Below are 26774 nucleotides of genomic sequence, written 5' to 3'. Positions count from 1 at the left end.
TGCCTATTCCCTATTCCCTCTTGCCTATTCCCTATTCCCTATTCCCTATTCCCTATTCCCTATTCCCTATTCCCTTGACTTTGAATTTGCCTAACTACCGTTAAAGCTGAATAACTAACGCCCGCAGTTCCTTCTCCAGGATGAGTAGAATCACCAACCAACCACAAATTACGAATAGGTGTTCGATTCGCAAAACCAAAGGGTCCAAAGGTAGGAATCCTTTGACCAATCCCACCAACAATTCCCTTTTCTCTACCTGTATAATCAGCAAAGGTGCGAGGCGTAGCAGCTTCTACATGAATAATAGTTTCTGGTTTCAAATAGAAATATTCAGAAAGTTTGGATATAGCATCTTGAGTGAATTTTTGTTTTAACTCTTGATAATTTTGAGTTTCCCACCAGGGGATAAAATCAACAAAGGAAGAAGCGATAATTGTGGCTTTTCCTAATGGTGCGCGACCATCTCCTTCATGACTCACAGATACAAATAGGGAATTATTTTCGCCAATAGGTTTATTTACATCATATAAAAATTGTAAATGCGGTGGACAATTAGGAGGAATTGCACTTTTATCTACACCCAAATAAATCACATAAGCGCCGGATGCTGGTGGAAGTTTTTCGACTCTTTGTTTATATCCAGAAGGGGCATTTTCTCCTAATAATTGCACCAAGTTTTGCACGGTGACGTTAGCAACTATATGATCTGCTGATTCTGTCCAAGTTTTCCCGGTTTTCTGATTTTTAATGATGACAGATTTAGCTTGGTTATGGGCGACTTGGATTTTTTCAACATTGTGACGCATTAATAGCTTACCACCATCTCGTTCCAAAGATTCTACCAAGCGATCGCTCAAAACTTGCATACTCCCTTGCAGATGAAATAAACCTTGGGGTAATTGGGATACACTCAAAGCTGTAGCTGCATAAAGTAAAGCCGTTTCTTCCGCACTAACTTGAGAATATAATTTCAGTTGTAAATCTAAAAATGTCCGCAGTCTGTGATCATTTCCTAAACCACATAATCGTAAAGCATCTCCCACAGTCAATAAAGTGAAAGGTGCAGTAATAAATGTCCTCGGACGGACAGCTTGAATTAATTGTCCTAAATCCCATAAATTTCGGGGTGGTAAAACCGGATCACGTCCTTGAAATTCCCAACTAGCATTAAATAAAGTGGTTAATAATTGCCAAAAAGGTTCACTTCCAGGAAACTGTTTTTGGCGTTCTGCTTGCCATTTTTGAGAATCACGCCAAACATTAATGGGTGTAGATTCTCCCGGAAGAAATACAGCACAAGCTGGGTCGCAAGGTGTCGCAGCGGGTAATTCTATATTTAATTCTGAGAAAATGCGGTGATGAATTCCCCCAGGTTCTAAACCCGCTACTTGGGTCGCACCAACATCAAAAGTAAATCCTTGACGTTTGAAAGTAGAAGCGCAACCACCAGGAACAATTGCTTGGTCAAGAATCAGGACATTATAACCTCTATGTGCTAATAATGCTCCTGCTGTAAGTCCACCTATACCCGCACCAATGACAATAACGCGGGATTGATTTTTTGGATCAGTAAGATTTGACATTGATGATTAACTTCAATTTCAGAGGAATTAATGAGATATGATCTAATCAAATAATCATCATTATTAACATCTAATATATCAGATTTATTTACGATCAAATAAATGGTAGATTACTCTATTTACATTATCAATATGGTATGTTATGGATTGACAGCTTTTAGAAAAATAATCTATGGTACACAGCTTGAGCTAAAATAAGCCTATGAGCAATTTAGAAAACGTCACAATTCATCAATTTAGAGGACTTCGAGACTTAGAACTAAAGGATCTCGGAAGGGTTAACCTGCTTGTTGGTATTAACAACTCAGGGAAAACCAGTGTTCTAGAAGCATTATCTGTTTACTGTCATCCACTGGATATTAGAGAATGGTTTAGTACAGCACTTCAAAGAGACGCAGAAAGTAGACAAGATCGTATTCCTCCAATAGATGCTTTAAAATGGTTATTTACACGCTATACTGAACTTATAAATCCAGAAATTAATAAACCAACTATTCTTATATCTAGTGATGGTGCTTATTTTATTAAACAATTAAAAGCTAGTTATGAGCAGATAGAGGGAATATCCCTGTCTACAAACAAAAGAAGAAGTAATTCTATTGATATTACAGATGATGAAATTGATCATGATGATGCAACAGGATTAAGAAAAGGAATTGATTTTAAAATAGAAGTATATACAAAACAATTACATTTGTTTGATAATACTCCTCATTTCATAGAAACTTTCCAGTTATGGGAAAATGAAGTTTTAGCTAGGCCATCTAGAAAAAGAGAGCCAGGTTTAAGCTTATGTACATCTATAGTTACACCTGTATCTCACCGTTTTGAATCACCATTTCGGTTATTTTCAGATGCAAGATTTAAAAACTTTCAAGCAGATGTACTGGAGTTACTTCAAAAAATAGATAACAATATCTCGGATATAGAAATTTTATTACCGCCACAATCTACATCTACATTTAGTATATATATTCAACATAAAAAACTAGGACTTGCACCAGTTAGCACTTTTGGTGATGGTATCCGTCGTTTATTACATATAGCTCTTAAACTAGCTAGTGCTAAAGGTGGTATTCTCTTAATTGATGAATTAGAGTCAACAATTCATACAGAAGCCTTACAAAATTCTTTTCGATGGTTAGTTAAGTGGTGTACAGAAATGGATGTTCAAATATTTGCAACTACCCATAGTCTGGAAGCTGTTGATGCTTTATTAGAAGTTACTGAATCAGATTCAGATTTGGTGCTTTATCGCTTAGAACCAAAGGAAGGAAAAACAAAAGTAGTTAGACATGATGGACATAGATTAAGACGATTAAGAGAAGAATTAGGTCAGGAGGTGCGTTGGTGAGTCGGAAATATGTTTTAATTGGCGTGGAAGGTCCTCATGATCAGGCTTTTGTATCTAGGATATTGTGTGAATTATTAGACTTTTCTAAACTTGATGATGATGTATCTAAATTAGATGAAATTTGGCGTAAATTTATTCCTGTATATCCTTCAAAAAAAGGGAAATTAACACAAAGATTAGATATGCCCGAAATATTTTATAATGATAATTTCTCAATAGCTATATATGTAGGTGTAGGAGATGGGTTAATTCGCAATTTGAGAGATAAATTATCTGATATTGATCTTTCAACTCTTTTCGCTTTTGCAATAGTAGCTGATGCTGATAACAATACACCTAACGAAGTGGCAGAAAAGTATCATAATGGGTTTGCAAAAAAGTGTAATAATGGGTTTGATGAGGTTGAGAAATGCTTTTCTAATTTTCCCATCATAGTTAGTCAGAGTGGTAATGTCATAGAAGGTTCACCAAGATTAGGAATTTACATATTACCAGATAATTCTCAACAAGGTGTGTTAGACACTTTAATTTGTGATTGTGGAGAGTTAGTTTATCCTGAATATATGCAAAGAGCAAAGGAATATATAGATAAATTTTCTGAGGAAGAGAGGAAGAAAAAGTTAAAGTGGAAACCTTTTGATCAACAAAAAGCTATAATTGCCACAGTGGCAAGTGTTCTTCAACCAGGTGCGACAAATACGGTAACTATTAAATGTGATGATTGGATTAGTCTTGAGACAGCGGAAATTCCAGCTATTAAAGATTTCACTGAGTTTTTAAGAAATTTGTTAAAGTTAGAAACTTGAATAATAGCCTATAATTCTATAGCTTTTCCCTCGCAGGTGGGACAATACCCAACTTATTTAACCCTGAATCAATATTTCTCAATAACTTAAAATCATCCTCCGGTAAAGGATAATTATTACTAAATAAACTACATTTTTCCAAAAACGTAAATGCTTGCCGAAATTGCTGCGGTGTGGCTTTAATTGGGGCATCAAAATGACAGGGAATAATCCATTGAAAATCCCAACTAGCAACTTTATCAGCCCAATTTATAGTTTCCTGGGGGGCGCGATTGAGAATCAAACTTTGTAAAATTGGGGCAACAAATATGCGCCCATTTCCTTGGAGAATATTAAATGATTCTTGCCAATTTTCTTGCCATTGGAAGGGGAAAAACCCAAAATAGGCTTTTCTTGACCGTTCTGGGGCTGTTTGGGCATTACGCCATGCTTCACTCCATGTAGGTACTTCTAACACACTGGGGCTAAAATATAAGGAAAATAATGTGATTCGCTGCCACCCTTTGCGGCGATTTGCTGAGGTATCGGCAACCATGTCAAAGGCTTTATCCTTGGCGTGGTACAGTAGGGGGTAGGGGTCAAGTTGAACAATTGCTGGTGGCTCTGCTGGTACTGAAACTATGGTATCTGTAAGTAAGAGAGTGTGCGATCGCTTATGGAAAAAAGCCACCTCTGCAAACTTACCCAACCCCAAATCAATCGGTCCGAGGATTGCATAATCAAAATCCTCAGCAAAAGGAGCTTCCTGGCTATTTTCAGGCAGTATGTGAGTCCGTTTACCAGGTAAACCCAACCAACTTAAAGGCAAATTTATGGGAAAACTCCATTGTCCAGGGGAAACAAAAACCTGTGCAGTGGGAAAGCTTCGCGCAAATGGACCAACAAAAACCTTATGTTCTATTCCCGATATCGTGGGCAAAATAATATACTTAACATCACCGTGTTCTGCTACCAACTCATTCAGCAAGCGAACACATTCTCCCGTTGGTGCGACAGGTGCATAAACCAGCAACCCGCCCTGTTCAAGCTTAACTACAGTCATACGAATTGGCACAACTACATAGAAAATTCCCTGTAATTGATCAAAAGTCCAGATAGTATCTTTAACAACTTCTTTGCGAATAGTGCGCCGTTGACCATAAGGATAAATTGGCACAACAGGCCAAAACCGCCATGAAAAATCCTGGGGATGAATTTGTTCTATATCTCCACTTTCTACCACTTTACCAACCTCTCTCAATTCCCAATACTCAGATTTTTGTTTGCTTTTCTAAATTTGGAGTTTAGCAAATTATGGGGGTAATCAACATAAGATTCTTGATTTTTTATCAAGATTGGGTTTTTCACCCTGAGTGATTTTCATATTAATTTCATATTCCAGCTTGAGTTAATACCTCACTCAAATCAGCAACTAAATCTAAATTTTCTGCCCATTCTGTTAAATAACCATAATCCAAATTTTCACTTTGTAACTTAATTATCCCCAAAACATCACGCCATTGTTTTTCTGATTTACTTCCCTTTCCCCAGCGCAGTTTTTGTAAAATAGTATCTTCTGCTGAAGCTATCCAAAAAGCGGGAATTTCCTCAACATCAATTAATATTTTTCGATTCATTTGTGATATAGCAAAAGGTGAATTATCAGTAATATATATATCAGCATTAGCAATAGTTTCTGTATGGGTAATATTCAAGATATTTCCCAAACCTCGTTGCAAATCTTCTACCGCACCTGCTGGACAATAATATCCAGATGCTTCTAAAGTTTTTACCAGTAAATCTATTTGATTTTGACTAATTTCTATAACTAAATCTAAATCACGAGTAGAACGGGGTTCTCCATGAATAGAACTAGCAACACCACCACTTACATAATAATCAATATTAATTGATTCAAAAATTTGATGTAGTTCCCCTGCTAAAGAAATTGAATCTTGAATCCACATATTTTCATTAATACCTTTTGGTGGAAAATCAGGAGTAAATTTTTCTCCTAATACAGCACGAGTAAATAGATCACGAATTTCCTGTATAGTGAAATTTCGATGTCGAGATTTAATTCCTACAAGACATAGTTTTTTTACTCCTCGTTCATGGGAAACAAATCTTTCCATGCGTTGTTTTAATGATAATTGTCGCCATTTTTGAAAGAAATAAATATCAGCTTCTATATCTGTGTCTTGGCTTTGGGGTTGATAATTAGATTTGGGAATTGTTGGGAAATATAATCTTAATTTTTCTAGCATTGCTAATTTTATAGTATTCTTGAATATTGAGTATTTAACCTGTAACTTACATTATACTCAAAATATCACGTTTTTCTGATGTAGTAGTTATGTGCGTGTGATTGATGCTTGAAAAGTTAAATTATTAAATTTTATTGAGATAATGTTTTAAAATATACAAAAGCTGTTATACCTACAATACCTTGTCCAAATGGAAAAAAGTCCTGATTTGTAGGTTGGGTTGAGGTACGTTCGCGGAGCGTGGCGTTAGCCATAGTGTGGCGATAGCCATAACCCAACAAATGCGTCGGGTTGCGCTGTCGCTTAACCCGACCTACGAAAAATGGACAAGGTATTGACCTAAATACATAATTACAAATTAAATTTAAATTGCATAAAGTCACATGAAATTACGAGCAATATCAGACCTCAAAAATAAAATTATTCTTGGGGATAATTTATCTGTACTCAAACAAATAGAAAATGATACTTTTGATTTAATCATTACTTCACCACCATATTTTCAGCAACGTAATTATGGAAATGGTGATTTAGGGATCGGTAATGAAACAACTGAATCAGAATATTTAAAAAATATCCTCACAGTTTTTGGGGAATGTGTGCGCGTTTTGAAAAAAACTGGAGTAATAGTTTTTAACTTAGGAGATAAATATATTAACGGGAGTTTATCTCTAATTCCTTATAAATTTGCAATTCAAGCCACCCAAAATCAAAATATTTTTCTTATTAATCAAATTACATGGTCAAAGCTCAATCCGACACCACGTCAAGATAAAAGAAAATTAATACAAGCCACAGAACCTTTTTTCATATTTGCTAAATCAAAAGATTATTATTTTAATTTAGATAATTATTTACAACACTTAGATAACTTTAACAAAAGCGTTAAAAGTAAACCATCTGATAAATTAGGTAAAAAATATCTGGAATTAATCAAGAATTCTGACTTAAGTGAAGAACAAAAAAATCATGCCATTAAAGCATTAAATCAAGCTATTTTAGCAGTACATAATGGAGAAATTGAAGGATTTAGAATGAAAATTCATGGTGTACATAAATTAGCTTATGGTGGACAAGATGGAGGAAGAAATAACCAAATCAAGAATAATGGTTTTACTATTATTAGAATTTTGGGAAACACGATGAAAAAAGACATTATTCAAAGTCCCGTAGAAATTACTAAAAATAATCATCATCCAGCAGTTTATCCGATGTATATTATTCAAGAACTGATTAAATTATTAACTCAAGAAAGTGATTTTGTCTTTGATCCTTTTTGTGGTAGTGGTACAACTTGTATAGCAGCTAGAAATTTACAGCGATTTCCAATCATATAAGGTACATCTTAGCCCCCTCATCGCTTGCGGGGAAGGGGTTGGGGGTGGGGTTTTTGTTCCGGGTTTGATGACAACTTGCTGTAAATAGAAATTATTTAGGAATTGACATAAATCCTGATTATGTAAACTTAGCTAATAACCGTATGGAACAATCTGATTCTCAGCAGCAGGAATTATTTATATGAAATATGATTATAATCAAGAAATAGAAAGATTAGAAAAATCCTATCAGCAAGCGCTAGAATTAGTTAAAAATCAATCATTTACAGAATTTGATCAAGAAATAAAAAACTTTGTAGATATTTTTATTCAAAAAATAGAAACCGATAAATCTTTAATTCAGGTACTTATTACCACCCTACTCAAGAAAATAATTAAACCTGAACAAGATATCAGGTTACACATGGCTAAATTTATCAATGGATATTCTGCTAGAGTTCTTGATACTAAGGTAACTACACCATTTTTTAAAAGTAAGTTTCCTAAATATGCTAATAAAGAAACTGCATTTTTAACTAAAGCGACACGCGCAGAAATTATTTGGAATTTTGAAGAGGGAGTTAAATTACCATTAAGGAGTAAAAGTTTAGTTACACCTTTTTTACAACTAATTGGTTATGGTGATATAGAAATAAGAGATAATCATAACAATCCATTTGAAATATTAGAAATAAAACATAATATTCCTATTGATAGAAATATGATATTAGATATAGTAAGAAAATCTGCCAATACAACAATAGAAAGGTATTATATTCTAACTACATACAAAGACTGTTTTCTTAATAAAGATGAAGAAGAATATATTAATGAATTGATTTTGAAGATTAAAAGAGAACGTGGGTTAGAAATTATTGCTAATGGTATTGTGAATACTTTAAAATATTACTTACGTTTTATAGAAGATTATCATGAATTTATTAACACATATACTGAAGAATTAGTAAGAGATGCTAGAAATTCAACGGAAATTAAAGATGCTCATATTCAAGCTTGGCAAAGAATTTTACAAAAATACATATAGTAATGCAACCCACAATCAGTATTACTAATAAATAGTGGATTAGGACGCATCAATTTTATTTTTTAGATATTTGTTTTTACCTCACTTCGTCTGAAAAATATTCTGCACCATTTTCTTCTCCACTCTATCCGCAGCATTATCCAACTCTATCACCTCAGCATCACTCAAAAACCAGCCCAAAGCCCCAATATTCTCCTGTGCTTGTTCCAGACTTTTAGCCCCAGGAATGGGAATTGTTCCCTTACTAATACACCAATTAATAGCAACTTGAGACATAGTTTTATTTCGCGTATTTGCTATTTCCTGTAAACAGCCTAAAAGTGGCTTCATTCCCGGTAATAACTGTTTACATAAAAATCCGCGAATACCTTGGGGAAAACTGCCATTTTCCGCAAACTTCCCGGTTAATAAACCCAACCCTAAAGGACTATAAGCAATTAATTTAATTCCTAACTCATCACAAACATCCTTTAAACCTAATTCCGTCACAGGATAAGTAGATAAAAGTGAATACTGTACCTGCAAAGTTTTAATCGGTATCCCTCTTTCCTGAAATCTTTTATGCACCCATAACAGTCTTTTAGTTCCATAATTAGATAAACCCACACCCTTTACCAAACCTTGCTCATATAAATCACCCAAACCATCTAATAAACCCACCTCTTGCCAAGGTGCATAATTAGCTGTAGACCAGTGCATTTGCACCAAATCAACATTTTTACCTAATCTTTTTGCAGAGGCATGACAAGCTGATATAATTGAATTTCTTGTCCATCTCCAAGGGTAGGCGGCTAACTTAGTAGCAATGCAAATATTTTCTTGATTTATTCCCTGATATGCTTGGGCAAATTTCCCTAAAAGTAACTCACTGCGTCCCTTTAATTTGCCTGTACCGTAAGAATCACCCGTATCAAATAATGTAATTCCATTGCTGACACAGAGATTAAAAACCTCTTGCAACTGGTTATCCATACTTTCATCGTATCCCCAGAGCAGTTGGTTTCCCCAAGCCCAAGTTCCGCAACCCATGAGAGGGAGATTTAATAAATTGTTAGTTAGCATGATTAAGAAGTGGTTTGCTGCTGAATCTGATGTGATGATTACAGGTGATCAAGATTTACTAATTTTATTTGAATATCAAGGAATTGCAATTAGAACAGCAAAAGATTTCCTGAAGGAATATCAAATTTAATTCACGGTTTATTGCATAAAATGTATCTTTCCTATTCATCATATCGAAATCAAGTAAATGCCCATTATTATTTGTCCGGGAATCCATGAACCAGATTTAACTAAAAGCTTTGTACAAGGCTGTTTAAATCTAACCGAAGACAGTTGCAGCAATAAAAATCAAGTAGATATACTGATTTATCATGGACAAGGCTATTTAACTTTATCAACATTTCATATTTTACATTTTTTGTGCGATCGCTTGGGAGCGCCTAGCGATCGCCTCAATAATAAGCTAAAATCGCCTCTTATATTCTTATGCTTTAGCGCTGGTGTCATTGGCGGTATAGGTGCGGCTACAGCATGGCAACTTTGGGGAGGTCATGTGCAAGCCTTCATTGCTATTGATGGTTGGGGAGTCCCTCTAGGGGGTAATTTCCCCATTCATCGTTTGAGTCATGATCATTACACCCATTGGACTTCAGCCTATCTCGGTATGGGTGAAGATAACTTTTATGCCGATCCAGCAGTTGACCACTTATCAATGTGGCACTCTCCCCAATCTGTCCGAGGAAAGTGGGTAAACCCATCCGTTGGCTTCTCACCAATTAAAAACTACCTGAGTGGATCTGAATTTCTCAATCTCCTATTAGAACGCTATAACAAGAAATAGTGATTATTTATCCCCCATTCCCAAGTATCTAATGCTTCCTCCTGAACCTACTGCTATTAATAACGGTTTTACCGGACTACTCAAAAACCGGGGTTTTATGCTCCTGTGGATTGGTCAACTGATTTCCCAATTGGCAGATAAGGTATTCTTTGTCTTAATGATTGCCTTACTCCAACTCTACTTACCTGTTAATGACGTAGCAGGTGACGGACGCTTCTATTTGTATATGGCATTTACTGTGCCAGCAATGTTGTTTGGTTCTGCCGGTGGTGTGATTGTTGACCGTGTGCCAAAAAAGCTGATTATGGTAGGTTCAGATATGATACGGGGATTATTCATGATCTTAGTTCCCTTCTTACCACGAGAATTTAGTATACTTTTATTCTTTACATTTGCTATTTCCACAGTCACTCAGTTTTTTGCCCCAGCGGAACAAGCGGCAATTCCCCTGTTGGTGAAAAAAGAAGGTTTAATGGCTGCCAATGCCCTATTTAGCAGCACAATGATGGCAGCATTAATTATTGGTAATGCAGTTGCCACTCCCATGTTAAATTGGTTTGACAGCTTCAACAAAGGCTTTGGTAAAGAATTGGTGGTTGGCTGTTTATACATCCTGTCTGCCGTAATTATGATGCCAATTCAGTTTCGAGAACACAGGCACATTCACGAAGAGACAGTCCCAATTAATCCCTGGGATGAATTTCTGTTAGGACTGCGTTATCTCAGACAAAATCGGCTAATTTGGAATGCTATGCTGCAAATTGTCACCTTATACTGCGTATTTGCCGCCCTGATAGAATTAGCCATTGGTATGGCAGCAAGGTTACATTTAGCTCCAGAAGAATTTAGTTCTTTCGTCGCGGCAGCGGGGGTGGGTATGGTAATAGGTGCGGCGATTTTGGGAAATTTTGGTCATCGTCTTCATCGTAAACCATTGCCTTTAATTGGGTTCTTGATTATGGCATTTTCATTAGGGTTCTTCATTTTTATTGATAACCAACCCTTAGCATTAGGACTCTGTATTTTCTTAGGTGTGGGTGCAGCGTTCGTCAACGTGCCAATGCAAACTTTAATTCAACAAGAAACACCATCAGAAATGCACGGTAAAGTCTTTGGCTTTCAAAATCATGCCATTAATATCGCTCTCACCGCACCTCTATTAATTACGACAAAGCTCGTCAATGTCTGGGGATTATCGGCGGTGTTATTGGGAATGAGTATAGTTGTCGGGGCTATTGGTGTGTGGACTTGGCAAAATACTCGGCGGGTATTGCAAGATGTGATCTAGAAATTGTACAATCATAGTCCATTCTTAACGCTAATAAATACGGCTTTCTCTGCAATTGTGAAAATTTTTACATTAAAATGAAGTTTTAAATACAGAATCTAAGCGTTAATTTTAGCTATACTTCGAGGTTAACTGTGGTTTCGTCATCAATCAGTCTCCCAAAATCTGAAAATAATCAGCAGTCTCCTGTATCTAATTCGTCAATTCCCTCACCAAAACGGGCATCTGGCGGTTTCGCGTTGATAGATAGTCTCATCCGTCATGGTGTTGAGCATATTTTTGGTTATCCCGGTGGCGCAATTCTACCGATTTATGATGACCTTTATAAAATAGAAGCCGGGGGTACGGTTAAGCATATCTTAGTTAGACATGAACAAGGTGCTTCCCACGCTGCCGACGGTTACGCCCGTGCTACTGGTAAGGTTGGAGTATGCTTTGGTACTTCCGGTCCCGGGGCAACCAATTTAGTTACAGGGATTGCTACAGCCTACATGGATTCTATTCCCATGATTGTGGTGACGGGACAAGTACCACGGGCGGCAATTGGGACAGATGCCTTCCAAGAAACAGATATTTACGGGATTACTTTACCCATTGTCAAGCATTCCTATGTAGTCCGTGATGCCAAAGACATGGCGCGGATTGTCGCTGAAGCTTTTCACATTGCCAGCACTGGTAGACCGGGTCCTGTTTTAATTGATGTTCCCAAGGATGTGGCTTTAGAAGAGTTTGATTATGTGCCTGTCGCGCCCGGTTCTATTAAGTTACCGGGTTATCGTCCCACTGTGAGGGGAAATCCGCGCCAAATTAATGCAGCTATTCAATTAATTCGCGAAAGTCGTCGTCCATTGTTGTATGTTGGGGGAGGAGCGATCGCTGCTAATGCCCACGAAGAAGTCAAACAACTGGCAGAATTATTTAATCTCCCCGTCACCACCACCTTAATGGGTATCGGTGCATTTGACGAACATCATCCCCTGTCCTTGGGAATGTTGGGAATGCACGGTACTGCTTACGCCAACTTTGCCGTGACAGATTGCGATTTATTAATTTGCGTCGGCGCAAGATTTGATGACCGCGTGACAGGTAAATTAGATGAATTTGCCTCTTTAGCTAAAGTCATTCACATTGATATTGACCCCGCAGAAGTTGGTAAAAACCGCGTTCCCGAAGTTCCCATTGTTGGTGATGTTAAAAACGTCTTAAAAGACTTATTACACCGATGTCAAGACGCAAATACCAAAGTCACACCTAACCAAAATCGAGAATGGTTAAACTTAATTAACAGTTGGAAACAAGATTATCCTTTAATTGTCCCCCATTACGCCGACAGCATTTCCCCCCAAGAGGTAATTGTTGAAGTTGGCACTCAAGCACCCCAAGCATTTTACACCACTGATGTCGGTCAACATCAAATGTGGGCGGCTCAATTCCTCAAAAATGGACCAAGACGCTGGATTTCTAGCGCCGGTTTAGGAACAATGGGTTTTGGTGTCCCTGCGGCTATGGGTGTAAAAGTTGCATTCCCTGACGAAGAAGTAGTCTGTATTAGCGGTGATGCCAGTTTCCAAATGTGTTTGCAAGAGTTGGGGACTCTAGCACAATATGGCATTAATGTCAAGACCTTGATCTTAAATAACGGTTGGCAAGGCATGGTGCGGCAGTGGCAAGAAGCCTTCTATGGACAGCGTTATTCATCTTCTAACATGGAAGTCGGAATGCCTGATATTGAGCTTCTAGCACAGGCCTATGGCATCAAAGGCATGGTGATTACCAAGCGGGAAGAATTGGCAGATAAAATTGCCGAAATGCTGGCACACAATGGACCTGTAATTGTCAATGTCCACGTTACCAGAGATGAAAACTGCTATCCCATGGTAGCCCCTGGTAAGAACAACTCGCAAATGGTTGGTTTGCCTAACCCAACACCAAGAACCGCAGTTGAATCAATTTCTTGCAGCAATTGTGGGACTCAAAACCAAGCTAATCATAATTTCTGTTCTGAGTGTGGAACAAAATTGTAGTTAACTCAAGTTGCTAGTTATCTCGTTGAGGCTGGTAATGGGTAATTGGTAATAGGTAATTGGTAATAAAAACTCAAGTCATCTCATTCCCAGTCAGAGACCTCTCTACCTTCAATAATATTAGAGGCAGAGCCTCATCAACTGCATTCCTAGTCTCTGACTAGGAACGAGATGTGGTAGGGATTTGAGCTTAAGTTGACACCAATGGGGTTAAATACGGACTTTTTAGCTTCACTGACACCAACCCCCACAAGATTCAGGAGTTTAGACGCAAATTCCCCAATCCCCAGTCCTGTAAATGCTAAAATCAATGACTTGATTCCTTAAAGAGAACAATTATGGCATCCATCCGCGAGTTGCACGAACAGATAATCAGTAAAGAACGTTCTGCCGTTGAAATCACTCAAGAAGCATTGAATCGGATTCAAGAGTTAGAACCAAAACTGCACAGTTTTCTCACTGTCACGACAGAACAAGCCTTAAAACAAGCTCAAGCTGTAGATGCAAAAATCGCTGCGGGAGAAAAAATTGGCATCTTAGCAGGGATTCCCATCGGGATTAAAGACAATTTGTGTACTAAGGGGATAGTCACCACCTGTGCTTCCCGGATTTTGGAAAATTTTGTGCCACCTTACGAATCCACCGTCACCCAAAAACTAGCTGACGCTGGGGGTGTGATCGTAGGTAAAACTAATTTAGATGAGTTTGCAATGGGGAGTTCTACAGAAAACTCCGCTTACCAAGTTACCGCTAATCCTTGGGATTTATCCCGTGTTCCTGGTGGTTCTTCCGGTGGTTCAGCCGCAGCGGTAGCAGCCGACGAATGTGTAGTTTCCCTGGGTTCAGATACGGGGGGGTCAATTCGGCAACCTGCGTCATTCTGCGGTGTGGTGGGGATGAAACCGACTTATGGGTTAGTTTCCCGTTATGGTTTGGTGGCTTATGCTTCTTCTCTAGATCAAATTGGACCATTTGGACGCAGTGTGGAAGATGCGGCTATTTTATTGGGTGCGATCGCTGGCTATGATCCACAAGACTCCACCAGTCTCAAAATCAAAGTTCCTGACTATGCAGCTAGTTTAAAACCGGATCTCAAAGTTAGAAAAAAACTCAGAATTGGTGTGATTACAGAAACCTTTGGTGAAGGTTTAGATCCTGAAGTAGAAGCCGCAGTCACCAAAGCCATTGATCAACTTCAAGAATTAGGTGCAGAAATTCATCCTATTTCCTGTCCCAGTTTCCGCTATGGCTTACCAACTTACTACATTATCGCCCCTTCAGAAGCATCAGCTAACTTGGCGCGTTACGATGGTGTGAAATATGGTTTGCGTTCTCCTGATGCAGATAATCTTTTATCAATGTACACCCGAACTCGTTCTCAAGGATTTGGGGCAGAAGTCAAACGCCGGATTATGATTGGTACTTATGCCCTTTCCGCTGGTTATTATGATGCTTACTATTTGAAAGCGCAAAAAGTCCGCACTCTGATTAAAAAAGATTTTGAAAAAGCTTTTGAATCAGTAGATGTTTTAATTTCTCCCACCGCACCGACTACCGCATTTCGAGCCGGAGAAAAAACAACTGATCCTTTGAGTATGTATTTAAATGATTTAATGACTATTCCTGCTAATTTAGCTGGTTTACCAGGAATCAGTTTACCTTGCGGTTTTGATAGTAAAGGTCTACCAATTGGACTACAAATAGTTGGTAAAGTGCTAGGAGAAGAGCAACTTTTCCAAGTAGCTTATGCCTATGAACAATCAACTAATTGGCATTTACGAAAACCCAAAATTGCTTAGGGGATGGTTGAAAAGTTTCCGGCGACTGGAAGTCGCGACTACACAAGCGAAGTCCACCTGCGTGGACTAACGAAAAATTAAAGGCTGGAAACCCACGTTCGCGGAGCGTTCCGAAGGAATAGGTGGGTTTTGCCTGTGTAGCTGCGACTTCCAGTCGCCAAGACAAATAATAAATCAGACTATTCAACAAAAAACTTTTCCAGACAGCGGACAAACATTTCTACACCCATTGGTAAAGCTGTTTCATCAAAATCAAATTGGGGATGATGATGAGGGTAATCTAATTTTTTCTCTGGATTTGCAGAACCAAGAAAAAAGTAACAACCGGGAACTTCTTGCAGAAAAAATGACATATCTTCTCCACCCATTGTTTGACATTCGGGAACGATACCAATAGGGGTTTCTATGACTGCTTCTGCGACTGAACGCACTAATTCAGCAATTTCTGGATCATTAATAACTGGTGGATAAAGATGAGTATAATCTAAGTCATAACTTGCACCGTGACTTTGGCAAATTCCCGCCATAATTTGTTGAATGCGTTCTTTAAAAAAACCTGCTAAATCAGGATTAAAATATCTTACTGTTCCACCCATTCTCGCAGTATCAGCAATCACATTAACTGCTGTGCCGGCGTGGAGTTCGCCCACTGTGACTACAGCCGAATCAATGGGGTTGACATTACGGGAAACAATTGTTTGTAAAGCATTGACTATTTGCGCTGCTACCACGACAGAATCCACTGTTTGATGAGGAATTGCCCCATGTCCACCTTTACCGAAAATGGTGCAACGAAACAACTCGACAGCAGCCATTAATGCCCCAGCCCGGACTCCTACAGTTCCCAATGGCAGATTATTCCATAAGTGTAAACCGATAATGGCATCAACATCAGGGTTTTTAAGTACACCTGCTGCAATCATCGGTTTTGCTCCACCGGGACCTTCTTCTGCGGGTTGGAAGATAATTTTGACAGTGCCGCTAAAGTCTTGGCGGTGTTGATTGAGGTAATAGGCTGTACCGAGAGCGATCGCTGTATGTCCATCATGTCCACAAGCGTGCATGACTCCATCATGTTGAGAACAATAGGGAACTTGATTCTGTTCTTGAATAGGTAAAGCATCCATATCCGCCCGAATTGCTAATACTTTGCCATTACCAGGTTTTTCACCTTTAATAATAGCGACAATTCCCGTTTGGGCAATTCCAGTTTGATGGACAATTCCCCAATTTTGCAATTTTTGGGCAATAAATTCGGCGGTAATTTTTTCCTGAAAACCTAATTCTGGTTTTTGGTGGATCTGTCTTCTCCACTCCACTAATTGTGGTTGTAAAGCCCGAATTTCTAACCGAATATTTTTGAGATTTACTGTTGAAGCCAGAGGAAATGTAGAAACCATATTTATCAATTAAAAATGAAAAAACTCTTCCCCATTACCCATTACCCACAATATATTTCCCAATCCAAAGCCGCAGCCACTTCAGCCAGTTTTTCCAAATCTCTAGGATTTTCTAGATAGGGAACACAACCTAAAACGGGAATATTTGTTAAGGATCGAATTAAATCTGGTGGCGTTAAATCAGCAATTTCTGATTTGGTGCGAGGTTGGGTACAATTGAGAATAATCCCCCGCAGATTGATTTTAGTTTGTCTAGCTAATGCTACATTAGCCACAGCACTAGCGATCGCTCCCAATCTGACTGGTACAACCAAAATAGTTTTTAATCGCCATTCCCCCGCCAAATCAGCCACAGTCAACTCATTGGTAACTGGTGAACCTAAACCCCCCAAAGATTCCACCAATACAAAATCACGCTCTTTTTGTAAAGATAACAAAGTTCGCCAAGCGATCGCCAAATCAACTTGACGATTTTCCTTAGCAGCCGCAATCGGAGGTGCTAAAGGCGCTTGAAAATACAAAGGTGTAATTTCCTCCGCTGACTGTTCCAAATTAAACAGACTCTGGTACAGTTCCCTATCTCCCACCCCCGATTGAATTGGCTTCATAATCCCCAAACGGCGTTGAGGATAATATTTTTGCCAATAAGCTGCTAAAGCTGCTGTCACCACAGTTTTACCAGCATCCGTATCAGTTCCCGTAATCAGTAAAGTATTCAACAACGTTTTCCGTTAAAAATGACAACTTAATTTGCTTCTTCCCCTAATTTAGCGTTAATTAGTCCCATTAAACCCTGGGGTTGGTATTTCCGTTGGGGTTGGTGTTTCCGTTGGGGTTGGTGTTTCCGTCGGCGTTGGAGTTGGCGTTTCTAAAGCCACATTCAAACTATAATTAACCTCCGCCACACCCCCGGACAAACCTAATTGAATAATATATTTGCCATCATTCGCTAATATTCCCTCATAAGATGTAGCTTGTTGATCTTGAGTATTCACGACTTCACCATCGGTAGTTAAAATCGTCAGCACAATACCACTGTTTTCATTGACAGATACAACTAACTTTTCCCCACTCTTACCTTGCAAACTATATTGAACTAATTCATTTTCTCGCAGTGTTCCCTCAACTTTCGCCATATTAGACTTGTCTAACTTCAGCCCTTGGCGATTAATCACAGGTTCGCTATTAGTCGGTATTGGAGTTGGTGTTAATGTGATCCCACTAGGAATAACAGGAGAAGGAAAAGATTGTGGCGTTGTAGTCGTTTCTCCAAATGGACGCGGCTTACCTTTCAGTGAAGTTACTAGAGTCCAAGAACCAAAACCTGCTAAAATAATCACAATACAGCCAATACCCCCCAATGCCCAACCATTATCCAAAATAGAGCTACTTTGCCCAGAATCTCCTGAAGGTTGGGGCTTTTCCGATGTTTTTGATATAGGGTCAGGACGATGACCAATAGCAATAGTTTGTAAAGAAGATAAATTAGCCGCAGGTTGACCACCATAGCCTGTATTTAGCAGTGCCTGAGTCACATCAGCCGCACTTTGATAGCGCTCCCCCGGTAGATAACTCAACATTCGCTGTAAAACCTGAGCAAATTCTGGTGTCACCGTTGCCCATTGTTGCCAATTCCAGGTTAGTTGCTGCTCATCAAATAAATCTGCGGGTTCTTTCCCAGTCAATAAAACTATAGCAGTCACAGCTAACGCATACAAATCACTACTGGGATATACCCGACTCGTCAGCATTTGTTCACTAGGCGCGTAACCTAACTTGCCTACAGTTGTTACAGATGTAGCACTTGATGATTGTAATTTTGTAGCTAACTCCTTAACCACTCCAAAATCAATTAACACAGGCAGAAAATCATTTTCCCGTAAAATTATATTTTCTGGAGATATATCTCGATGAATAATTCCCTGTCCGTGAATATAACCAATAACAGGTAATAAATTTCTTAGTAAATGCAGTACATCGGCTTCATTGAAGGTTTTTCCCAGGTCTTGACGTTCTTTGAGTAAATTGCGGTAAGTCTTACCAGCCACAAAATCCTGTACCAAAAATAACTTTCCGTTTTGGGCAAATTTTTCTCGAAATTTAGGAATTTGTGGATGTTCAATTTGATACAGTATAGCAGATTCTCGTTCAAATAACTCCTGTGCTTTTTGCCCATGAGATGTTTCTGTAATTGGGACAATTAATTCTTTCAGAACACAAAGTTCATTAAAGCGTCTTTGGTCCTCTGCCAGATAAGTTCTCCCAAATCCCCCCTGTCCAATAATGTGAATTATGTGGTAACGATTTTGTAGGATAGTACCAACTGTAATCGGTGATTGCATGATCTATTAATTGAATATAATAGCAACTGAGCTAGAACTTGGTCAAAGCATCATCCATCCACAACGTGACACAAAATGTCTCAATTGTAGCTTCTGTAATTTTCCTCGGTCACCCCGCCTATAAGGAAGTGTATACTAGAAATAAGTCTTGCATTATTCTATTCTTACATTCTGCCTTGAGTCGGGATGTGTCCAATATGGTAGCAAATATAATCCAGAATAGATAAACCAAGCGGTTTGGTTCACGGCAAATTTTTCCAGATATGGGGATTTATTAAAATAAATATTTAATCTTCAGTTAATTGGGTTATTAATTGGTAACAATTATCATAAAATAACTGTTTGCACATTTGGTGTTATTTAATCATAGGTGTTGTAACACCCCAGAGCTAACTGGAAGATCAATATTATTTGTTGACTCAATTTCGGCTAAATTTGCTCAATCTCTGATGATATTTCTATGAATGCACTTCGAGGATCTGCTGTGCTAAGTTCTGCCACTCTACCAGTTCAGTCAATAGCAACGGGACTACCTGACAATAATCGCCTGCGGCTGTTTTCCGGTTCTGCCAATATAACATTGTCGCAAGAAGTCGCTCGTTATCTAGGCATGGACTTAGGTCCAATGATTCGCAAAAGATTTGCGGACGGAGAACTTTATGTTCAAATCCAAGAATCAATTCGGGGTTGTGATGTCTATTTAATCCAGCCCAGTTGTCAACCCGTCAATGATCATTTGATGGAATTACTAATTATGATTGATGCTTGTCGTCGAGCATCTGCACGCCAGATTACAGCAGTAATTCCTTACTATGGTTATGCTCGTGCTGACAGAAAAACAGCCGGTAGAGAGTCAATTACTGCGAAATTAGTTGCTAATTTGATTACTGAAGCAGGCGCTAATCGAGTTTTGGCAATGGATTTGCACGCAGCCCAAATTCAGGGCTATTTCGATATTCCCTTTGATCATGTCTATGGTTCACCAGTTATCCTAGATTATCTCATTAGCAAAGGATTACAGGATATTGTGGTTGTTTCCCCTGACGTGGGTGGGGTAGCACGGGCTAGGGCATTTGCGAAAAAATTGAATGATGCACCACTAGCAATTATTGACAAACGCCGTCAGGCTCATAATGTTGCCGAAGTCTTAAATGTGATTGGTGATGTGAGAGGCAAAACTGCCATATTGGTGGATGACATGATTGATACTGGCGGTACGATTGCGGCGGGGGCTAATTTACTACGTCAGGAAGGTGCGAGTCAGGTATATGCTTGTGCTACTCATGCTGTATTTTCCCCACCGGCAATTGAGCGATTGTCTAGTGGGGTCTTTGAGGAGGTTATAGTCACTAATACTATTCCTATCCCAGAGGCTAATCAGTTTCCGCAATTGGTGACGCTTTCCGTCGCTAATCTGCTGGGAGAAGCAATTTGGCGGATTCATGAGGATAGCTCACTTAGTAGTTTATTTCGTTAATCAACCAATAGCTATCATCCTCAAGGAAGAAAAAAGGACTCAGGAGTCAGGAGGAAGAAAGAAGGAGTAAAAGCATGATAACTTTGTACCTCCTGCAACCTGCAATGTGTTGTTAATAATGAAGGATGAAAGTTTTCGTTCTTCATTTTTTGTATGCAGCTAAAATTTCTAATTCAGAAACTACTCTTTCTAATTCTTCAACTAAGGGCGTAATTTGATGTTTCCAGAAAGCATCTGCGAGGGAACGATAATACCAAAGTGTGCCTGCTTTGCCACCTTGAAACCGTTCCCAAACAGCATCACCAATCATCCGATAATCTTTGATAATTGACCGGAGGTTATGGAGTTTGTCAGCGGCGGAAACTAGCAATACTTCTGGGGAAGCGGTGGCAATATGGGCAATATAGGCTTCTTTCCGGCTTTTCCAAGGGGGTTTAGGTGTGGTGTCTGCGTCTGTACAACCATCAACTATGGCGGTGACATGATCTCCAAATCGCCGACGAATTTCTGCTCTGGTGGCTGCTCCGCCTTGGTCTTCTATGGCATCATGTAGTAAGGCGGCGATCGCTTCATCTTCATTAGCACCATATTCTAAGGCTATGCTGGCTACTCCTAGTAAATGGGTAATATAGGGAATATCCCCACCTTTGCGTTTTTGCGTGGCGTGGAGTTCGTGGGCGTAGGTAAGCGCTTGGGTAAATCTTTCTGATAGCATTTTTAGATGATATTAATAGGAAATGAACCACGAAGGGACGAAGAACACGAAGGAAGAGGAGGAGAAGGAAGAGAAAGATAATCTCTCAGTTGAAATCAGGGTGCTATTATTTCTAACCCACATTCCGCACCCCCCGGACCTATAAGCAGGTGGACATACAGGACCATAACGCCATGCCTGGATTTCTTCTGGAAATAATGGCTCATCATACATTGCTAAATGCAAACTTTGAGCATAGTATAAAAGCTTTTGAGATTTCATGTTTGTCATTTCTGCTTCCATACCATCTGTATAAGCTTTCATAATGAAGTAGCGAGCCACAGTTAGACAATCAATCATAATCAAACTCGCAAATCCAAATAAACTGACTAAAATAAACTAGTACAACACGGCGTAAATAAATCAACCATTATCAATCGCCAAAAAGCTTGCTCAGTATTAGTTTTGACTTTTGACTTTTGACGAACGCCTTGCGGTACTAGCTATCCCAATAATTTTTAACCACACAACACACGTCTTAATTATAGTTGAGAATAGACATTTTTAGTACATTTTTACTATACAATCTCATTAACAGACTCTTCAACCTAAACCATGCTCTTGATATTTATTATCAAAATAACAATATTTGTGACAATTAAGCTAGAATTATTAAAGGTTCGTTACAGAATTGGCAAATCATCCCCACTTCTGTTAGAACAGCCCAGCCCAAAGCTTCTTAATCTAAAAACCCTAAAGTTTACCCAAATCATCTATGACGCTCCCAATTCGTAACGTCGCCATTATCGCCCACGTTGACCACGGTAAAACCACCCTTGTTGACGCTCTCCTCAAACAGTCCGGCATTTTCCGCGAAGGCGAAGACGTTCCGGATTGTGTCATGGACTCCAATGATTTGGAACGGGAACGAGGCATTACAATTCTTTCTAAAAATACAGCGGTTCGTTACAAAGACACTCTGATTAATATCGTTGATACCCCTGGACACGCTGACTTCGGTGGAGAAGTGGAACGGGTACTCGGCATGGTGGACGGTTGTATTCTGATTGTTGATGCCAACGAAGGTCCAATGCCCCAAACCCGCTTTGTGTTGAAAAAGGCCTTGGAAAAGGGTCTCCGTCCTATCGTCGTTATTAACAAAATTGACCGTGGCCAAGCTGACCCCCACGTTGCTGTTGATAAGGTCTTGGATCTGTTCTTAGAATTAGGTGCAGATGAAGATCAGTGTGATTTCAAATATCTATTTGCTTCCGGTATGGCTGGTTTCGCTAAAGAAACCTTGGAAGAGGAAGGGGTAGATATGCAGCCGCTATTTAATGCTATTCTCCGTCACGTCCCCGCACCTGTGGGCGATCCTAACAAGCCTCTGCAATTGCAAGTGACTACCCTAGATTATTCTGAGTATTTAGGACGGATTATCATTGGTAAAATCCATAATGGAACTATCCGCGCAGGACAACAAGCTGCTTTGGTAGTAGAAGATGGCAGCATTGTCAAGGGCAAAGTTACCAAACTGATGGGATTTGAAGGTTTAAAACGGATAGAAATGGAAGAGGCTACCGCAGGTTATATTGTGGCTGTAGCTGGTTTTGCTGATGCTTATATTGGTGAAACTATTACAGATCCTAATGAACCTCTGGCTCTACCCTTAATTAAGGTGGATGAACCAACTTTACAAATGACTTTCTGGGTGAATGATTCGCCCTTTGCTGGTCAAGAAGGTAAATTGGTAACATCTCGCCAAATCCGCGATCGCCTATACCGCGAATTAGAAACCAACGTAGCTTTGCGCGTTGAAGACACCGACTCTCCCGATAAATTCCTAGTTTCTGGTCGGGGTGAATTACACCTGGGTATCTTAATCGAAACCATGCGTCGTGAAGGTTTTGAGTTCCAAGTATCTCAACCTCAAGTAATTTACCGCACAGTTAATGGTCAACCTTGCGAACCTTTTGAACTTCTAGCTTTGGACGTTCCCGCTGATGCAGTTGGTAGCTGTATTGAACGCCTAGGACAACGGAAAGCAGAAATGCAAGATATGCAGCCAGGTGGAGGCGATCGCACCCAACTAGAGTTTATCGTTGCTGCTCGTGGTTTAATCGGTTTCCGGGGTGAATTCATGCGAATGACTCGCGGTGAAGGCATCATGAACCACAGTTTCCTTGATTATCGTCCCCTTTGCGGTGATATTGAAGCCCGTAACAAAGGCGTTCTCATCTCCTTTGACGAGGGTGTTTCTACATCCTACGCCATGAAAAACTGTGAAGATCGAGGCGTATTCTTCATCAGTGAAGGCACAAAAGTTTACAAAGGCATGATTATTGGTGAACATAATCGTCCCCAAGATTTGGAATTGAACGTTTGTAAAACCAAGCAGTTAACCAACCACCGTTCATCTGGTGGTGAAGAACTGACTCAGTTACAAACACCCGTAGATATGAATTTAGAACGAGCTTTGGAATACATTGCTCAAGATGAATTGGTGGAAGTTACACCTGAATCTATTCGTCTTCGCAAGATGTCTAAGAAATTAGTGAAACGCTAATATCTGTAATGGTGGGGTTTCCCCACCCTAATTAAATTCATTCACTTCTTGACACTCTCATGCTATTAAATTTCCAGTAATTTGACAATTTCGACTCAGGAGTTAAAACTGTGGATATACTCATTGATTCGACAAAAGATTTTGAAAAGGATTTAGAACAATTTAATGATCCAGACAAGTTTAAACTGATTAAAGAAATGAATCGGTATTTTGAAACCTTATCTAAAGATAAGATGTTATTTTATCAAAGTAGCGAACAACTTAGAAATATCAAACTTAATCATTCCTATGATTCAACTATATATGCTTTAAAAATCAATGATCACCAAAGGGTAATTTTTATAAAATTACTGTAATAATCAATACATCATTCACGTCTAGTAATTATCAAAGAATCATCCTGTTAATCCTCTAATCCTGGTTATCCTGATTCTGACAAAATATTATAAACTATCTTTATGATACAAATATTTTTATCTACTATTTAGCTGATGATATAATAGCTGATTCATGGTTTGCAGAAGAATTTGTTAATGTACACGAAATTCTACTTTCACCGATTATCCGCAGGATTTTAAGATTTATAGAATTTTATTAGCGATCGCCCATTTTATATTTTATCATCCTGTAAATCCTTTAATCATAAATGTAATATTCCATCATTCCCGATAGTCGGTTTAAACCGACCTGAGCTTTTAGACAGAGAATTTATTCCCTGGCTTCCTATTTGGAGATTGTTGGTTGTGGTTGTCTGATAGCGTAGCGTGGCGCAAGCCATATCAGGATAACCAGGATTTCAGGATGTACAGGATTGTTATTTGTAGGTTTTCTGTGAATATTTAATGATTATAAATTATGATTCAGAGGAAGTTGAAGACGAAATTAAAAGCAAATTGGTTTGGTTAGTACCCGAACCTTGTTGGGAAGATCATCCCTTTGAGTTCTTACGTGAATTTTTGTCAAAATTAACTCTGATTTCTTCCCGACTTTTTAGCCGATTAGAAATATGGATGAATCCAAGTAAGTAGCTTGGCGTTAAAAATTGTTGTTGGGGCAAGGGAACAGGGAACAGGAAGAGAGTTTTGAGTGATTTTACTTTTCTTCACATACCTTTAAATTTTTCTGTTCACCTACTTAATCTCTAACTTGTCTCTTTATTTTCCGATAATCCCAAGGGTCAACAAATTTTTTATCGCTCCAAACCCCAATTTTTTGCTGTTGGGCTTGTGCTTCGGCTTGTTGTACTATGTCCTTGTCTGGACATTTGCTCAAGTAAGAACGATATACTTTAGCCAATCCTTCTTGTAGTAAAACTTGCTGTAAAAATGTGCCATCTTTTAAACGTACTTCGGCAATTTTTCTGCCATAGCGATCGCTATCTGTGATATTTAACTGTACACGATTATCTGTTTGTTTGATCAGTTCCTCTATCCGTATTTTTGCTTTCATCCCCCAAGCAAACTGATTGACATCTTTAGTAATTTTACTCTTTTTTTCTTTCTGAGAATGGGGTATTTCTGGAGCATCAATACAAGCAAACCGCACTGTGAACTTTTTACCATCAGCATTTTTCAATACTAATGTATCACCATCACTGACTCTCTCAACTATATCACCTTGACGAGGAAACAGGCGATCGCACGCCATTAAACTCAAGGTAATAGTAGCTATACCCAGCCAGATTAAGCCTTTTTTCACAAATTTATTCATGTTCATATAGAAGGTTGGATTAGTCACTGCAACTTACCATTAAATACATCAATCTTGATTCTCTTATGAAGATTATGAAACCTATTAAAGACTCTCAAAGCAATTCTGTTGATCAAGATATACAGGAATTCCTCAATCAGTTAGAAGATACTATGCCGGATCATGTCATATCAGATATAGATAATTCTACAAACAAAGAAAGTAATGAACACACTCATACTTTTGATCTAGCTGCTTGGGAAGATGCAATTGCTGATATTGAACAGTATTTAGAGCAAAAAAACAAATAGGAGTTCGGAGTTCGGAGTCAGAAGAAGGAGGGAGGCAAGAATAAGATTAAATTTGGGAAAGTGAGCGATAAATGAACGGTTTCAACGCTGGTTCTTTGCACCTAATTCACCTTTCTAACCCGAAAAATCTTGATTTATTCAGGTTTTCGGCTGATACAGCAAACCCTACTGAGAAATTTTCTGTCTTTGAGCTTCATACAACATTAAAGCAGCAGTGATACCTACATTCAAGGATTCAACTCCGGGACTGAGGGGAATTTTCACCTGGATATCCGCTAATGCGGCTAAATCTGGTGATAATCCCGCTCCTTCGTTACCCAATAATATTAAACTAGGTTTACGCCAATCTACTTGCCAATAGGTTAAATCGGCATTAAGTAAGGTAGCTATTACCTGCATACCTGCTTGCTGACTTTGCCGGACGGTAGTTTGCAAATCTGCACTTACAGCCATATTTAAGCGAAACCATTGTCCAGCAGAAGCCCGTAAAACCTTGGGATTATCTAAATCTACACTATCTTCACTTAACCATAAACCTGATGCACCCGCGGCTGCGGCTGTGCGAATCATAGTTCCCAAGTTACCAGGATCTTGGACAGTTTCTAAAGCCAGAACTAAGCCAGTGCAAGGAATTTGTCTTGGTTGTGCTTCTTTTTGAGCAATAGCCACTATACCATCAGGATTGACAGTTGTAGCCATTGCTGCTAGAACTTCTGGACTGACAATTTCCACCCGATAGCACTGACTACAAATAACTTCCCATAGTTGGGGATGTGTATCATGCCATTGTGAAGTACAACATACCGCATCTAAGGGATAGGAAACCGCACAAGCTTCTTCCAGCAAATGTGTTCCTTCTAATAAAAATAGTTGTTGCTTATTTCTCTCCTTTGTGGAGTGCAACTTGCGGATTTGTTTAACTAAAGAATTTTGTAAACTTGTGATCACAATCTTAGATTTTAAATTTCGGATTTGAGATTAATCCAAAATT

The 26774-nt window shown here is 38.9% G+C and carries 24 protein-coding genes; 13 read left to right on the top strand and 11 right to left on the bottom strand.

From position 1 onward, the window contains the following. Positions 1-59 precede the first annotated feature (59 nt). Positions 60-1583 carry a C-3',4' desaturase CrtD gene (crtD, locus tag PN471_RS09965; RefSeq protein WP_271776706.1) on the bottom strand — a complete coding sequence of 508 codons (1524 nt, stop codon included), beginning with the start codon at positions 1581-1583 and terminating at the stop codon, positions 60-62. 202 nt (positions 1584-1785) lie between these two features. Here crtD and PN471_RS09960 point away from each other — a divergent pair, with 202 nt between their 5' ends. After that, positions 1786-2937, top strand: coding sequence for an AAA family ATPase (locus PN471_RS09960; RefSeq protein WP_271776705.1), 1152 nt, complete (start codon positions 1786-1788; stop codon positions 2935-2937). After that, positions 2934-3743, top strand: a complete 810-nt coding sequence (locus tag PN471_RS09955; protein WP_271776704.1) for a DUF3226 domain-containing protein — start codon at positions 2934-2936, stop codon at positions 3741-3743. The genes PN471_RS09960 and PN471_RS09955 overlap by 4 nt, the downstream gene beginning before the upstream one ends. 16 nt (positions 3744-3759) lie before the next feature. On the opposite strand, the gene PN471_RS09950 is transcribed toward PN471_RS09955, so the two are convergent. Continuing rightward, on the bottom strand, positions 3760-4965 hold the full coding sequence (locus PN471_RS09950; RefSeq protein WP_271776703.1) for a DUF4336 domain-containing protein: 1206 nt from the start codon (positions 4963-4965) through the stop codon (positions 3760-3762). Positions 4966-5113: 148 nt separating this feature from the next. Continuing rightward, positions 5114-5989 carry a hypothetical protein gene (locus PN471_RS09945; protein WP_271776702.1) on the bottom strand — a complete coding sequence of 292 codons (876 nt, stop codon included), beginning with the start codon at positions 5987-5989 and terminating at the stop codon, positions 5114-5116. Between the two features lie 383 nt (positions 5990-6372). Between PN471_RS09945 and PN471_RS09940 the strand changes: the two genes are divergently transcribed. After that, positions 6373-7326 carry a DNA-methyltransferase gene (locus PN471_RS09940; RefSeq protein ID WP_271776701.1) on the top strand — a complete coding sequence of 318 codons (954 nt, stop codon included), beginning with the start codon at positions 6373-6375 and terminating at the stop codon, positions 7324-7326. Positions 7327-7507: 181 nt separating this feature from the next. After that, entirely contained in the window at positions 7508-8350 is an 843-nt protein-coding gene (locus PN471_RS09935; RefSeq protein ID WP_271776700.1) for a DNA methyltransferase, read from the top strand. An 81-nt stretch (positions 8351-8431) separates the two neighbouring features. Here the strand turns inward: PN471_RS09935 and PN471_RS09930 are convergent, their stop codons facing one another. Then, positions 8432-9412, bottom strand: coding sequence for an aldo/keto reductase (locus PN471_RS09930; protein ID WP_271776699.1), 981 nt, complete (start codon positions 9410-9412; stop codon positions 8432-8434). Between PN471_RS09930 and PN471_RS09925 the strand changes: the two genes are divergently transcribed. The 5 genes from PN471_RS09925 (at position 9411) to gatA (ending at position 15304) form a co-directional block, all read left to right on the top strand. Beyond that, a complete protein-coding gene (locus tag PN471_RS09925) occupies positions 9411-9542 on the top strand; it encodes a hypothetical protein (RefSeq protein ID WP_271776698.1) in 132 nt (43 codons plus the stop codon). The two genes, PN471_RS09930 and PN471_RS09925, sit on opposite strands and share 2 nt — an antisense overlap. Positions 9543-9599: 57 nt before the next feature. After that, positions 9600-10193 (top strand): hypothetical protein, encoded by a 594-nt coding sequence (locus PN471_RS09920; RefSeq protein ID WP_271776697.1) that lies wholly within the window; start codon positions 9600-9602, stop codon positions 10191-10193. A gap of 31 nt (positions 10194-10224) precedes the next feature. Continuing rightward, positions 10225-11481, top strand: a complete 1257-nt coding sequence (locus PN471_RS09915; protein WP_271776696.1) for an MFS transporter — start codon at positions 10225-10227, stop codon at positions 11479-11481. 134 nt (positions 11482-11615) lie between these two features. Further along, positions 11616-13505 (top strand): biosynthetic-type acetolactate synthase large subunit, encoded by a 1890-nt coding sequence (gene ilvB / locus PN471_RS09910; RefSeq protein WP_442867147.1) that lies wholly within the window; start codon positions 11616-11618, stop codon positions 13503-13505. Between the two features lie 338 nt (positions 13506-13843). Next, a complete protein-coding gene (gene gatA / locus PN471_RS09905; protein WP_271776695.1) occupies positions 13844-15304 on the top strand; it encodes an Asp-tRNA(Asn)/Glu-tRNA(Gln) amidotransferase subunit GatA in 1461 nt (486 codons plus the stop codon). Between the two features lie 179 nt (positions 15305-15483). Here the strand turns inward: gatA and PN471_RS09900 are convergent, their stop codons facing one another. The 3 genes from PN471_RS09900 to PN471_RS09890 are packed head-to-tail and all read right to left on the bottom strand — an operon-like array spanning position 15484 to position 19046. Beyond that, positions 15484-16704 (bottom strand): M20 family metallopeptidase, encoded by a 1221-nt coding sequence (locus PN471_RS09900; RefSeq protein ID WP_271776694.1) that lies wholly within the window; start codon positions 16702-16704, stop codon positions 15484-15486. Between the two features lie 41 nt (positions 16705-16745). Next, positions 16746-17423 carry a dethiobiotin synthase gene (gene bioD, locus PN471_RS09895; protein ID WP_442867146.1) on the bottom strand — a complete coding sequence of 226 codons (678 nt, stop codon included), beginning with the start codon at positions 17421-17423 and terminating at the stop codon, positions 16746-16748. A 54-nt stretch (positions 17424-17477) separates the two neighbouring features. After that, on the bottom strand, positions 17478-19046 hold the full coding sequence (locus PN471_RS09890) for a serine/threonine-protein kinase (protein ID WP_271776692.1): 1569 nt from the start codon (positions 19044-19046) through the stop codon (positions 17478-17480). A 460-nt stretch (positions 19047-19506) separates the two neighbouring features. On the opposite strand from PN471_RS09890, the gene PN471_RS09885 reads away from it, so the two are divergent. Then, on the top strand, positions 19507-20523 hold the full coding sequence (locus PN471_RS09885) for a ribose-phosphate pyrophosphokinase (RefSeq protein ID WP_193892264.1): 1017 nt from the start codon (positions 19507-19509) through the stop codon (positions 20521-20523). Between the two features lie 142 nt (positions 20524-20665). Here the strand turns inward: PN471_RS09885 and PN471_RS09880 are convergent, their stop codons facing one another. Both PN471_RS09880 and PN471_RS09875 read right to left on the bottom strand, forming a co-directional pair. After that, positions 20666-21238, bottom strand: coding sequence for an HD domain-containing protein (locus tag PN471_RS09880; protein ID WP_271776691.1), 573 nt, complete (start codon positions 21236-21238; stop codon positions 20666-20668). Positions 21239-21250: 12 nt separating this feature from the next. Continuing rightward, positions 21251-21499, bottom strand: coding sequence for a Panacea domain-containing protein (locus PN471_RS09875; protein WP_271776711.1), 249 nt, complete (start codon positions 21497-21499; stop codon positions 21251-21253). A 493-nt stretch (positions 21500-21992) separates the two neighbouring features. Here PN471_RS09875 and typA point away from each other — a divergent pair, with 493 nt between their 5' ends. Together typA and PN471_RS09865 are read left to right on the top strand one after the other, a co-directional pair. Continuing rightward, positions 21993-23783, top strand: coding sequence for a translational GTPase TypA (typA, locus tag PN471_RS09870; RefSeq protein WP_271776690.1), 1791 nt, complete (start codon positions 21993-21995; stop codon positions 23781-23783). A gap of 110 nt (positions 23784-23893) precedes the next feature. Beyond that, positions 23894-24139 carry a hypothetical protein gene (locus PN471_RS09865; protein ID WP_271776689.1) on the top strand — a complete coding sequence of 82 codons (246 nt, stop codon included), beginning with the start codon at positions 23894-23896 and terminating at the stop codon, positions 24137-24139. A 778-nt stretch (positions 24140-24917) separates the two neighbouring features. On the opposite strand, the gene PN471_RS09860 is transcribed toward PN471_RS09865, so the two are convergent. Continuing rightward, positions 24918-25493 carry a thermonuclease family protein gene (locus PN471_RS09860; protein WP_271776710.1) on the bottom strand — a complete coding sequence of 192 codons (576 nt, stop codon included), beginning with the start codon at positions 25491-25493 and terminating at the stop codon, positions 24918-24920. A 74-nt stretch (positions 25494-25567) separates the two neighbouring features. Here PN471_RS09860 and PN471_RS09855 point away from each other — a divergent pair, with 74 nt between their 5' ends. Then, positions 25568-25783 carry a hypothetical protein gene (locus tag PN471_RS09855; protein ID WP_193892307.1) on the top strand — a complete coding sequence of 72 codons (216 nt, stop codon included), beginning with the start codon at positions 25568-25570 and terminating at the stop codon, positions 25781-25783. A gap of 165 nt (positions 25784-25948) precedes the next feature. On the opposite strand, the gene PN471_RS09850 is transcribed toward PN471_RS09855, so the two are convergent. Then, the gene (locus PN471_RS09850) at positions 25949-26731 is read right to left on the bottom strand and encodes a TrmH family RNA methyltransferase (protein ID WP_271776688.1); all 783 of its coding nucleotides are present in this window, start codon (positions 26729-26731) and stop codon (positions 25949-25951) included. Positions 26732-26774 lie beyond the last annotated feature (43 nt).

The sequence above is a fragment of the Aphanizomenon sp. CS-733/32 genome (assembly GCF_028330045.1).
GTDB lineage: Bacteria > Cyanobacteriota > Cyanobacteriia > Cyanobacteriales > Nostocaceae > Dolichospermum > Dolichospermum gracile.
This window is presented reverse-complemented; position numbering and strand designations above follow the sequence as displayed.